The organism is Halomonas sp. TD01, from assembly GCF_923868895.1.
Classification (GTDB): domain Bacteria; phylum Pseudomonadota; class Gammaproteobacteria; order Pseudomonadales; family Halomonadaceae; genus Vreelandella.
On sequence record NZ_OV350343.1, the window covers coordinates 1634331 to 1646784 of the forward strand.

Consider the following 12454-nt stretch of genomic DNA (forward strand, 5'->3'; position numbering starts at 1 on the left):
TAACGCCGGGCCTAGCCCGGCGTTATTGTTTTAGAACAGGGATAACCACAATGAAAACCCTCAAGATTGGCCTAATCGGCACCGGCTTTATGGGCAAAGCTCACGCCATTGCCTTTAATGCGGCGTCCAGCGTTTTTGAACTGCCCGCCAAGCCCGTTTGCGAACTGCTTGCGGACGTTAACCTTGCCACTGCAGAGAGCCGGGCGCGGGCCTGGGGATTTGCCCGAGCCACCGACGATTGGCGCGCTTTGGTAGAAGATAGTGAGGTGGACGTGGTGGATATCTGCGCGCCCAACTTCCTGCATAAAGAGATGGCGCTGGCCGCCATTGCCGCTGGTAAGCATGTTTACGCCGAAAAACCGCTGGCGCTGAGCACGGCAGACGCTGACGAGATGGTCGCCGCGGCTGAAAAGGCGGGCGTCAAAACCCTGGTAGGCTTTAACTACATTCGCAATTCCGCCACCCAGTTGGCTCGTCAGATTGTTGCCAGCGGTGAAATTGGTGAGCTGATTCACTTTCGTGGACGGCACAATGAGGATTACCTGCTCGACCCGCACAAGCCCCATGACTGGCATACCAAGCGGGCGGCCGCTGGGGCCGGTGCGTTAGGTGATGTGGGGTCGCATATCCTCAATATGGCCGAATTTTTAACCGGGCAGCGCATTACCGAGGTATGCGGCCAACTGCAAATCGTCATACCCACTCGGCCTAAGGCCGATGGCAGCGGTATGGCTGCGGTAGAGAACGATGACCAGGCCCAGGCCATGCTGCGGTTTGACCAGGGGTTAATCGGTAATATCGAAACATCACGGGTGGCGGCTGGCCGCAAAATGGGCTTGGCCTACACGCTAACGGGCACCAAAGGCGCCATTGTGTTTGACCAGGAGCGCATGAGCGAGCTGCAGCTATATCGCCACGGCGACGCCCACGGCAGGCGCGGGTTCACTACGCTGTTAGCGGGCCCGGAACACCCCGACTATGCCGCGTTCAGCCCCGCGCCGGGGCACGGTCTGGGCTATAACGATCAGAAGATTATCGAGGTGCGCGACCTGGTGGAGGGCATCATCAACCACCGCCCCCTCTATCCTGACTTCCGCGAAGCCGCACGGGTGAATCGTTTGATTGATGCGATTGAGTCCTCAAATAAACAAGGTATGTGGGTAGCTGTATAAAATTACGCGGTTAAATCATTGAGCTATTTTCACGTGATTAGCTATTAAAGCAGGCCCACTGGCACTGAAACGGCAGGTTCAGCGTCAGTGGGTGCATTCTGATCACAAAATAATCACTGTCGCCAGCCCCAAGAACGACAGGAAACCGACCACATCAGTGACAGTGGTTAAAATGACGGCGCCTGATAATGCGGGATCTATTTGCAACCTTTTCAACACTAAGGGAATCAGCACACCCGATAAGTTCGCTAGGCTCATATTCACAAAGATGGCTAACGTAATCACCAGCGTAATCAGCGGGTCGCTGAACCACAGATAAGAAATACCGCCAACGACCAGCGACCACACTAAGCCGTTACTCATCCCCACCCACAGCTCTTTGTTATAGAGCCACTGTTTGTTATTACCGGCGAGCTGGCCGAGCGCTAAGCCGCGTATCACCACAGTGAGTGTTTGGCTGCCCGCAATCCCACCCATACTCGCGACTACCGGCATTAAGATGGCCAGCGCTACAATTTGATCCAGTACCTCCTCAAACTGCCCAATCACGAAGGCCGCTAAAAAAGCGGTGAGCAGGTTAATGCCCAGCCAAATTCCACGGCTCTTTGCGCTGCGGAGTATCGGAGTGAAGACTTCTTCTTCATCGCTGACGCCTGACATGTGTTTTAACGTCATATCAGCATCATCTTGGGTGATTTCTAATACATCAGCGGCGTTCAACTGACCCACTAATAGCCCGTCACTATCGCAAACGGGAACAAACGGCAGCTCTTTAGAGCGGAGTAGTGCGGCAGCCTCACTTACCTTCATCTGGTCATTTAGCGTGAAGGGGGTATCCATGTACTCATCAACGATGCTCTCCTGAGGCTGTTTGATGAGATCAATGAGCGTCAGCGTGCCCAGCAGTCGCTTATCCTTATCGGTAATCATGATCTGCTGTGACTCATCATCTAATAGGTGATGAATGCGGATATAGCGCTGTACAGCCTCCAGTGATACGCCCTGTTTTACATTGACCGTCTCTGGGTCCATGTAACGACCGACCACGTCATCTTCATAAGCATGAAGGTTCTCAACCTGGGCACGGATCTCCTGGTCTAGGCTGGCATAGACGGTCGTTTTGATCGCATCGTCGGCGACGTCGAGAACTTCAGCTACTTCCTGGGCGTCCAGGCCTTTAACGATTTGTTCTACATCGCTGGCTGAAAGATCTTCTATATAGTCGGCACGAATATCTTCATCGACTTCGGCAAGCACCTCGCCGAGCAGTGCTTCAGGAATGTACTCCCACAATCGGTCGCGAGTTTTGGTTGGGAAAGACTCAAGCGTGCGCGCAATCGACAAAATATCGAGTTCAGCAAACAGCTCGCTCAGGGCGGCGGTATCTTCCTCATCTAACCGTTTTTGAAGATAGAGCAGTTGCTCCTCTGAATGGGTGTATTTTTCCTCATCGCGCATAGAGTCCATCCTTTGGAAAATTAGTTTTTAACACAACTACTAGAAAGCACTTGATGGCTCATGATGAATCTTATCGATAGGCTGGGTTGAAAGCCATGTCGGTATTTAATGCCAGCATGGCTTTTGGCTTCACTGAAACGGTGGTTGGGTTAGCAATCAGTGCCGTGTCTCAAACGCAACGCGAACGCCGTAAGCCATGCGTTGTTGAGCCGAAACTGGCGGGGTGTCGTTGCCGATCATTTCGTCGACGGCGTCTGCCCAAGTGAGAACGCCGTGGGTAAAGCCAAGTGGCGCCAGTGCGCGGCTGACACATTGGGTACCGCTAAAGCGCTTGGTTTCACCTTGGGAATCGACCAGTAAACTAACCGAGTCATTGTGATGCAATCGCACGATATACCAGCCCATGTCGAGCCCAAGCAGCTCTACTTCAGGACGCGGCGCGGAGGTTTGTGAGCGTTGTAAAAGTTCTTCAAGGGTAAGACGCGCTGGGAGCGTTGAGGACATGGCATCACCTCACTAGACGATAAACTTATATACGTTTAAGTCTAAGGTTTGTGATGCTTTTGTACAGCTGTTTTGTACTGCTTCGTATGCCTCTCTATGAGGCTAGCCTGCTGTGATGCCCTGTTGATCAATGATCTAGCGCTAGCCAGGGGGTACCGTTCGTACGGTGTGATGTGGGGTGGCTCAGTGCAGTAATATCGGCATGATAGATAGCCGCTATGCGTTGCGGATCAAGTACCTCAGCGGGCGAGCCGTGAGCAATACGCTGACCTTGATGCAACAGCCACACTCGGTCGGCGTAGGTGCCAGCTAAGTTGAGGTCGTGAAGCACGCAGACAATCGCCATATGATGTCGTTCTGCCCAGGTGCGCAGTTGACGCATTAAGCGCTGCTGCTGACCGATATCCAGAGCGCTAGTGGGTTCATCCAGCAGTAAAAGTCCGCCATCTTTGGCGGTGGGTGCGCGTCGAGAGAGTAGCTGACAGGCACCCCGCGCAATCATTACCCGTTGGCGTTCGCCGCCAGAGAGCGAAAGCACGCTGCGTTTGGCAAGGTGCGTCAGGTCTAAATCATGCAGTAGCTCTGCAACAAGTGTGCTGCTTGGATTGCTGCCTAAACTCATCAGCTCACAGGTTTGCCAATCAAAGCCGAGTAACTCCTGTTGGGCCACTAGCGCCCGGCGATTGGCAAGCTCGCTGATTGGCCAATCACTCAGACGCTTTCCATCCAGGTGTAGCTCGCCTTGTTCACAAGGGCGAAACCCCGACAGCATGCTAAGTAAGGTGCTTTTGCCCGCGCCGTTAGGCCCAACAATAGCGAGCAGTTCTCCAGGGCGAAGGGTGCCGTCCAGCGGCGCGATAGAGGGCGTGGTGGTGAAACCAGCTTGATGTAGGGTTAGCATGCCCGATTCCGACGCATTAGGAGGTAAAGAAAGTAAGGGCCACCCAGTAAGCTGGTTAACAGCCCGACAGGAATTTCGGCAGGGGCACCTAGGGTGCGCGCCAGGGTATCGGCCACCACTAGCAGTAGTGCACCGCCTAACATAGAGGCGGGTAGCAGCAGGCGATGGCCAGGCCCGAGCCAAAGTCGTAGGCAGTGGGGGATGAGCAAGCCAAGAAAGCCAATTACGCCGGTCAGCGCGACGCACAGCCCTACGCCAAGCGAGGTAGCAACAACCACACGGCGTTTTAAGCGCGTTGCATCCAAGCCTGCCGCATGGGCGGTAGATTCGCCTAGCTGAAGTAGATCAAGCTCACGAGCGCTGCGTATTAACAGCCATAGGGCAACAGCAATAAGGACAAGGGCTAAGGCCGTGGTGCGCCACAGAGCGTTGGTAAGCGTGCCCATCCCCCAGAGACTTAGCTGGCGTAGCTGCTCATCGCTGGCAATAAACGCCAGTACGCCGCCCCCAGCGCCAGCTAAGGTGTTGATTGCCAAGCCTGCTAGCAGCAGCGACATCACGGCGGCACTGCCACCACCTTGGCGCTTGGCAATGCCAAATACCACTAAGCAAACGCTAAGTGCCCCTAGGAACCCAGCCGCAAACTGGCCATAGAGGCTACCGGCAGCGCTGCCCTGAAATAGCACAATCCAAAGTGCTACAAATAGCCCTGCACCACTGGCAAGGCCTAATAGCGTTGGGTCGGCCAATGGGTTTCTAAATAGCCCCTGCATGGCGGCACCACTGCCCGCCAGCATCGCCCCCACGGCAACCCCCAGAAGTAGGCGCGGTAGGCGTAGCTGCCACCACACTTGGACACTGAGCTCGTCCGCGCTGCCATTGATAAGTGCCCAGGGTGACACGCCTAGCGCGCCTGAAGCCGCACCCCAGCCCAGGGCAATTAATAGTGCCAGTGTCAGGCCACTCAACACACGTGTGGCTCGGTTAAGCGGGAGTGAGGGCCGATAACGATCATGGGAAGCGCTGGTAATCATCGGCTAGCCTGCTCTGTGCCAAGTAGCGCTTCAATGTTTTGGCGTAGGGTAAATAGCTGGTCAGGCGTGCGGGGGCCAAAGCCGAGTAGCGCCTGATCATCAATCACAATAAGCCGCTGTTCGCGCCCTGCGGGCGTTAAGCGCATCCCCGGTAACTGCCATAGCGCGCTTTCACCGCCCAACGCGTCTAACCCCCGCTGGGACATAATCACCAGCGCGGGTGCTTCTTTTGCCAGCGCCTCTGCCGCGACACTTTGATAGCCAGTCATATCGCCAAAGGCATTGTCGAGGCCAACGGCATCCAAGGCTATATGAGCGGCGGTATCGCTGCCGGCGACTCGCGGTGTTAGCCCACTATGGTGAAGAATAAACATCGCACGCGTATCAGGCAGCGGGGGAAGAGCCGCCAAGCGCTCAAGCGTTGCGGTGAGTGAGGCTGCCAACTCGTCACCCCTTTGTTGGCGTTGCGTGTGCTGAGCTACTGTGCGGACTTTCTCGGCAATCGAGGAAAGGTCAGCAGGGGCATCAATCACATCAACCGTTACACCCACGGCCTCTAGCTGTTCCAACACCTCTTTTGGGCCGGAATGTCCCGCTGCTAACACACGATCCGGCGCCACTGAGAGTACGCTTTCTGCCGACAGCTGGCGCAGATAGCCTACGGAAGGCAGTGCGGCCATTTCTGGCGGGTGGAACACCGTATCGTCGCGGGCAACGACCTCGATATCCGCGCCAAGCGCGGCGATAGTTTCAGCGATATCGCCGCCCAGAATGACCCAGCGTTCATTGGCTAGCGCCCCGCCAGTGGTTAACCAGCCAATCAGTAGCGCGGCAAACGACTGGCATGCGAAGCGTGTGACATTCATGCCACGGCCTCTTGGCTGCCGAGTTCATTCAGCAACTGCCGCCACTCGGGACGCTCCACGCGACCTTCCTGGCGCTCAGCGTAAATTTGCAGCACCAAAGACCCCTCTGCATCAAAGGCTTCTACACTGGTGACGCCACCGTCACGGTTAGGCTTGCTGACCTGCCACACTTGCTCAATGGCGGTGTCATTAAGGTGCAGCGTGAACTGCTCGCCAAACAGGTTCAGCCATCCGCGGGCGCGCTGAGGTTCAGGTAGCGTGCCAGTGCGAATTTGTACACAGCCGGGGCTTGCCACGAACAGCATCAGTGGCAGTGCGCGCTGACTTGCTTTGGTTAACAGATTTTCCAGAGCATCGACGGGCAACGCGCGAGTATAACGGCCTTCCATTAGCTGGTTGGCTTCAATGCGCTCTAGATGGTGGCGCTGAAGCAAGGCGAAGAATTGGTGCACATCGCGCATTGATCCCCATTCGCTGGCTAGCATAGGTGCTTCCGGGAGGGCACGCTTTAAACGGGGTATGCACTGGGTAAACGCCGGGGCGTCCATGGTGCCTAGGGCGGCTAATGCGCCCCATGGGCGAGGCAGCGGATTTTCCAGCGCAAAGCTTTTGTGAATGGCACAGCCATGCTGGTTAAAAACTTGCAGACTCCAACGCCACTTGCCTTGTTCATTCTCTGTTGGCAGGGAGTCACGGACAGGGTCATGGATAGGGTCATGGATAGGGTCGCGGATCAGGCAGGCCCAGTGCCAATGGGAATACAGTAACCGTAAATCTAGGCCGCCTGGGTCAAGCAGCAAGCCGGTTTGCGGCCCGCCGTCCAGGTCAGGGTAATCACCGGTTTGCTCGAGCACGGCTAAACGAGAGCGGGTGAGCGCTTTGACTCGGCCTAACAGGGGGAGGCGAGCCGCAAGGTCTTTCGGCGCAAGGGGCAGCGTCCACACGTCACGGCCTAAGCGCGCTGCCTGAAGTTCGCCTTCACTGATTGATAAGCGCTCGGCAATATCAATCGCTGGCAGGCGATGCTGCGCTGCTCGAGCTGCGTCAAAGGCTTCAAGAATTGCGATCTGCTGAGACTCAATCATACGTCACCTCTAGACTTAACATTGCAGCGGGTTACCACTGCCAGTTGAGGGTGGCGAACAGGCTGCGCCCGTCGCCCAGGCTGCCATCAGGTCGATACCACACTTTGTCGCCGAGGTTGGCGAGGCGCAGTGCGGTATCAATAGCGGGGGTGATTTGCCAGGCAAGGTGTATATCGTGCAGCCCATAGCCTGGCAGGCGTTCATCGTCGCCCTGTTTGTCGAACGCCTGAGCAAAACGGCCTTGCCAGCCGACCCGTACAGCGCTGTTATAAAGCGCGACGTCACTGCCCAGTGTCATTTCCAGGGGCGTTTGGCTACCCAGAGCCTCACCGCTGTCGCGATCCTTTCCAGATACCTCTGAAAGACCTACAAAGCTGGTCAGCAGCGGGAATGCGTTAGGTTGCCAAGTAAGTCGGGCGTCATAGCCCCATAGCTGAGCACGCTGCACGTTTACGGCTTGAGTTGTGCCCGCCATGATATCGACCTGAGTGTCGATGAAGTCGTCTGCACGGGTGTCGAAGTAGCTGGCGCGCACCTGCCAGTCGCCTTGGTGCCACACCACACCGCTTTCCCATGTGCGGCTGGTTTCGGGGGAAAGGCTAGGGTTGGGAATCCAGTAGTTGTCGGGCGTACAGAAAAATGGCCCTGCACAGAACCCAGCAAAGTGGCGCTCGTTAGCGTAAAGCTCGGAAAGGCTGGGCGCGCGGAAGGCTTCGGCGTAGCCTGAGAAAAGCATCAAGGAGTCGTCGGGTCGCCAGGCAAGGCGGAAGCGCGGCGACACTTGGTCGTGCACGCTGTCGGCATCGTTTTGACCGCTGGCGTCATAGCGGTCGTAGCGAGCGCCTATGCCAACGTCAAACTGCCCCGCGCCGCCTTCAGCCAAGTAGCTACCGGCAGTGAGGGTCGTGTCTAAATATGCCGCTTGGGTATCAATATCTGCCTTGGGGAAACCATTCGCTTCACCATCAGGCCGCTGACGGGCCTGTTCTAGCTCGGCACCAAACACCAGCGTTTGTGAAAGCCAGCCGTGATCGATGCTGTGATAGCCGTCGCTCTGCAGGCCAACTCGTTCAAGGGTACGGCTAGCCTGTGGCTCGTCGATATCTTGTTGGCTAAAAGTGAGCTGTGAGGTGATTTCGGTGGCACCACTCGGTTGCCAGCGGTGGCCAAGCTGTACGTTATTGCTCTCAACATCACGGTCGCGTAATGGGTTGCTAGCGCTGGTTGATAGCTGCTGCGGATTAGCGGGTTGGGTGGCGCGCTCGTCATAGTGCTGCCAGCTAATAAACACCCGCTGTTCGTCATTTGGCATCCAGCCGCCTTTGAGCAGCAGGCTATTGAGGCTGGCATCTTCTACTGCTTCATCACCGCCCGCGCGACGAATATCGCCGGACTCGCTGCGGCCCACAGAAAATAGCCCATCCACTTGCCCATTAGCCGTGTCGCGGCGGCCAAACGCGGTCAGGCTGCCGCGTAGCTCGTTGTTAGCCGTCGCCCCACCTAGGGAAAGACGTGCACCGCTATCTTCACCTGGGGCTAACAGGTCGCTGGCCTCGACACTGGTAAAGCTAACAACGCCGCCCATGGCGTTGCTACCGTACAGACTGGAAAGCGAGCCACGGGCAATCTGCACTTCTTGAATCAGCGCTGGGTCTAGAAAAAAGTTGCCCACATGTCCGGTGGAAATATCTTGGCGAACGCCATCCAGGCGCACCAGTACACCATTTCTCCCGAAGCCACGCATACTCAGCGTTTGGCCGTTACGGCGTCCTTGGCCAGCAACATGCAGGCCAGGCTGGCGGCTCAGCACGTCTTCAACGCGGCTCGCAGTGGCAAGCGTTGCGTCTTGGCGGTCAATGATGTCGATAATCAGCGGTGCGCGGGACAGATCCGTCGGTGCTCGGGTACCTGTTACCGTGACGGGATCTAAATCCGTGTCATTGGCGTAGGCGGGCAATAGAGGAAGTAAGGTAAGGCAAAGGCCTAACGTGTGAGTTGGTTTCATGGGCCAGACAGTTCCAGCAGAAAGTGATGGATAATGTTGCTGGCTGGGTGCGATGGGCTACCTGGCTGGCTAAAAATTTTAGTAGTAGGTAAGTGATTATTTTTAAAAGGCTTACGCTGTTAAGATCAGCTTGCCGCTTTTCGTGCGGCGCAGCACATAGCGTCGCTGTTCATGGTGAATAACCAACTGACCGTCTTGATCAAGCAGCGCCTGACTTGTCACCTCGCGAGATGCGCTAGGTGAGCCTTCTGGCGAAACATCTTTTTTCCTAGGCTGCATGAGAGGTTATGTCCTGTGGTAATGATAACTATTAGCATTAATTTAGCAGACTTCCCCCTCGCTCACAACCATCACTCTTAACCATCGTTCTCAACTAACGTGCAGACGCTTCGCTAAAGGTTTAATAGTCGGTGAAAGCTTGCTAATGAACGTTCATATAACAGTAGAGTGCTCGTCATTACCCTGTCATCTAAATTGATTAGTGTCTCCTTAACTTAAAACTAGCGCGTGTTAACCGTGACAAGGGGACCGTTATGAGCAAGGAAATTGAAGATCACCGCCTGTTTAATCAGAGCAGCAACCAGCCATTTGCGGATGTGTTGGCGCAGCATGTTTCACGGCGTGCGGTAATGCGTGGCGGCTTAGGCTTGGCCGCTGCTTCAATGCTTGGCTTTGGCGGCGCCGCCCAAGCGCTGGCTTCAAACGGGGCGCAAAAAACGCCGTTGACGCTGGCGTTTGAGGCGGTTCAAGGGTCGCGAACAGATGCTGTCGTAGTGCCAGAAGGCTATATTGCCCAAGTGCTTGTGCCGTGGGGAACGCCGTTGAGCGCTGGTGACAGCTGGCAGCCCGACCAGCCAATGACCGCCGAGCGTCAAGCCGCTAGCGTGGGTATGAACCACGATGGAATGGCTGGTTTTGCCCTGGATGCCGATAACGCCTCGCAGCGCTTTGTGTTAGCCCTCAACAACGAATATATCGAACAAGATGCGCTCTGGGCTCCGCAGGGTGGCCCCACTGACGCTGGAGGCAAGCGTCCAGCGGAGGAGTCGCGTACCGAAATCAACGCTCACGGCGTCACCATTGTCGAAGTCGAAAAAGATGCTAACGGTCACTGGTCGCATGTGCCTGGATCATCCTATAACCGCCGTTTTACCAGCGCGACACCGATGGAACTTGCTGGCCCGGTGGCGGGCAGCGACTATGTAAAAACGCGCTTTTCGCCAGTGGGTACTCAAACCCGTGGTACCAATAACAACTGTGGTCACGGAGTAACTCCTTGGGGGACTTATATCGCTTGCGAAGAGAACTGGCCCAATGTGTTCGTTAATCACGGTCAGCTCTTCCAGGACGACGCGCGGATTGGTATCCCCACTGACAAAAGCCGCTATGGTTGGGATACCTCGGCGGGTGATGCCTCTGAAGAAAATGATGAGTTTGCCCGTTTCGATATCACGCCACGCGGTGAGCGTGCCGAAGATGACTACCGCAATGAAGCGCGCACTTTTGGCTACCAAGTAGAAGTCGACCCCTACAGTGATGCCCTCGCGGTTAAGCGCACAGCACTAGGCCGTTTCCGCCATGAAGGGTGTTGGTTAGGCAAGCTAGAGGCCGGTCAGCCGGTGGTTTATTACTCTGGTCACGATGCACGTAACGAGTACGTCTATAAATACGTTTCTGACGCTGCTTGGGACCCTGCCGATGCCAATCGCCCAGGCGAGGCGTATGACCGTCTCGCTATTGGTAGTAAGTATATGGATAACGGCACCCTCTATGTGGCCCGTTTCCATGCCGATGGTAGCGGTGAGTGGTTGCCGCTAACACCTAGCGCCCAAACACGCGATGGTCGTCCGCTGGCAACGGCTTTGGGCTTGGCAGAGAACGATCTAGCGGGCGTTATTATTAATACCTGTGATGCGGCGGACCTGATGGGGGCTACCCCAATGGATCGACCTGAGTGGGCCACAGTAGATCCTTCGTCCGGCGAGGTGTATCTAACGCTGACTAATAACTCTAAACGTAACGAAGAGGCCGCAGCGGCTACTTTCACTAATCAAGGCGATGACATTGCTCAGCTAGGGGTGGGCTACGAGACAGCCCCGGCTAACGCCGTTAACCCACGCGCTAATAACGAAGCAGGTCATATTATCCGCTGGCGTGAAAGTCGCCTGCCGAATGCCTTTCGCTGGGAAGTGTTTGTGTTTGGTGCCGCCACTAATGATGAAGGCAATCATTCCGGCCTTACTGAAATGAACCAGTTTGCCAGCCCCGATGGTCTGTGGTTTGACCAGCGCGATGACGGTCAGGGCATTCTCTGGATTCAGACCGATAACGGTTATGAAGGCGTTACCGAGTACACCAACGATCAGCTATTAGCCGTGGTGCCTAACAGCCTAGACGAGCTTCAGGGTACCGGTCCGGTGATTAACAACAGTAACCAACAGCAACTTAAACGCTTCGCTGTTGGGCCGAATGGCTGTGAAGTGACTGGTATTTTTGCGACGCCAGATAAAACGGCGCTGTTTATCAATATTCAGCACCCCGGCAACTGGCCCGCGGATGGTAGCGCACTGACCCAAGACGCCACCGCTATGGCCAGCGGTCAAGTACGACCCAGAGCCGCAACGGTGGTTATTCAAAAGCGTGATGGCGGGCCTGTGGGCGTTTAAATCAAAACCTAAGCGTTGCGAAAGCCCCGTTCATTACGGGGCTTTTTTGCATACTGGTGGTGCGCTCAATGGTTTCCATACGCCGCCAAAAACACATCTACGGCGCGACTAATCTGATGATGAAGCTCTTCATCACTTGGGGGCTGGCGTACCCCCATGCGCACCTCCATAACTAACATACCTTGCCACATACTACAGAGTTGGTCGGCGGCTAGCGTGGGTGCGTTAAGCGTTAAATGCCCCGCGCAGGCTAGCCCCTCAAGCTTTTCCTGCAGCCACTTTTTAGTGGCCCAGGGGCCGGCTTCGAAAAAGGCCAGAAGCAGTTCAGGGTACTGACTTCCCTGTGTACTCATAACACGCTCAACGGCTAATACGTGGGGCTCCAACAAAAAGCGCACGAGGCCTGTGCCGACTTCAATCAGTGATTGACGCACGGCTTCGTGAGTGTCGGGAAGCTGTTCTAGTCCATAACGAATGAGGGCGGTTTCACGCTGAATGACGCTGCCGAATAGCGCTTCTTTGGTCGCAAAATGGCCGTACACGGTCACTTTGGAAACACCTGCTTCACGGGCAACGGCTTCCATGGTCACCCCTTCGAGTCCAAAGCGAAAAAATAGGCAGGCCGCCGCGTCTAGCATCGCGTTGCGCTTCGCCATATCTTTGGGGCGGCCGGCGCTGCGTTTTTTGTCAGGCGGTAAAGGTTGCGAGTCAGTCATTCGGTAAAATCCGTGCCTATCGAATAAATAAATATTGAACGCTGGCG

At 55.7% G+C, this 12454-nt stretch carries 11 protein-coding genes; 2 read left to right on the forward strand and 9 right to left on the reverse strand.

Annotated elements, in window-relative coordinates; all coding sequences use genetic code 11:
- Window positions 1-50 precede the first annotated feature (50 nt).
- Window positions 51-1172, forward strand: coding sequence for a Gfo/Idh/MocA family protein (locus tag L1X57_RS07600; protein ID WP_009722950.1), 1122 nt, complete (start codon window positions 51-53; stop codon window positions 1170-1172).
- Window positions 1173-1274: 102 nt separating this feature from the next.
- Here the strand turns inward: L1X57_RS07600 and mgtE are convergent, their stop codons facing one another.
- The 8 genes from mgtE to hemP form a co-directional block, all read right to left on the reverse strand.
- Entirely contained in the window at window positions 1275-2630 is a 1356-nt protein-coding gene (gene mgtE, locus L1X57_RS07605) for a magnesium transporter (RefSeq protein WP_009722949.1), read from the reverse strand.
- Window positions 2631-2786: 156 nt separating this feature from the next.
- Complete coding sequence (locus tag L1X57_RS07610; RefSeq protein WP_009722948.1) at window positions 2787-3134, reverse strand: DUF6482 family protein; 348 nt, start codon at window positions 3132-3134, stop codon at window positions 2787-2789.
- A gap of 127 nt (window positions 3135-3261) precedes the next feature.
- A complete protein-coding gene (locus L1X57_RS07615) occupies window positions 3262-4035 on the reverse strand; it encodes an ATP-binding cassette domain-containing protein (protein ID WP_009722947.1) in 774 nt (257 codons plus the stop codon).
- Window positions 4029-5069, reverse strand: coding sequence for a FecCD family ABC transporter permease (locus tag L1X57_RS07620; RefSeq protein WP_234668002.1), 1041 nt, complete (start codon window positions 5067-5069; stop codon window positions 4029-4031). Before L1X57_RS07620 ends, L1X57_RS07615 begins: the two co-directional genes overlap by 7 nt.
- Window positions 5066-5935, reverse strand: a complete 870-nt coding sequence (locus L1X57_RS07625) for a heme/hemin ABC transporter substrate-binding protein (RefSeq protein WP_234668004.1) — start codon at window positions 5933-5935, stop codon at window positions 5066-5068. The genes L1X57_RS07620 and L1X57_RS07625 overlap by 4 nt, the downstream gene beginning before the upstream one ends.
- On the reverse strand, window positions 5932-7020 hold the full coding sequence (locus L1X57_RS07630) for a heme degradation protein (RefSeq protein WP_009722944.1): 1089 nt from the start codon (window positions 7018-7020) through the stop codon (window positions 5932-5934). Before L1X57_RS07630 ends, L1X57_RS07625 begins: the two co-directional genes overlap by 4 nt.
- Before the next feature lie 31 nt (window positions 7021-7051).
- Window positions 7052-9025 carry a TonB-dependent receptor domain-containing protein gene (locus tag L1X57_RS07635; RefSeq protein WP_009722943.1) on the reverse strand — a complete coding sequence of 658 codons (1974 nt, stop codon included), beginning with the start codon at window positions 9023-9025 and terminating at the stop codon, window positions 7052-7054.
- Between the two features lie 111 nt (window positions 9026-9136).
- On the reverse strand, window positions 9137-9304 hold the full coding sequence (hemP, locus tag L1X57_RS07640) for a hemin uptake protein HemP (protein ID WP_009722942.1): 168 nt from the start codon (window positions 9302-9304) through the stop codon (window positions 9137-9139).
- 254 nt (window positions 9305-9558) lie between these two features.
- On the opposite strand from hemP, the gene L1X57_RS07645 reads away from it, so the two are divergent.
- The gene (locus L1X57_RS07645) at window positions 9559-11691 is read left to right on the forward strand and encodes a PhoX family protein (protein ID WP_234668006.1); all 2133 of its coding nucleotides are present in this window, start codon (window positions 9559-9561) and stop codon (window positions 11689-11691) included.
- A gap of 65 nt (window positions 11692-11756) precedes the next feature.
- Here L1X57_RS07645 and L1X57_RS07650 read toward each other — a convergent pair whose 3' ends face one another.
- Window positions 11757-12407 carry a TetR/AcrR family transcriptional regulator gene (locus tag L1X57_RS07650; RefSeq protein WP_009722939.1) on the reverse strand — a complete coding sequence of 217 codons (651 nt, stop codon included), beginning with the start codon at window positions 12405-12407 and terminating at the stop codon, window positions 11757-11759.
- Window positions 12408-12454: the final 47 nt, after the last annotated feature.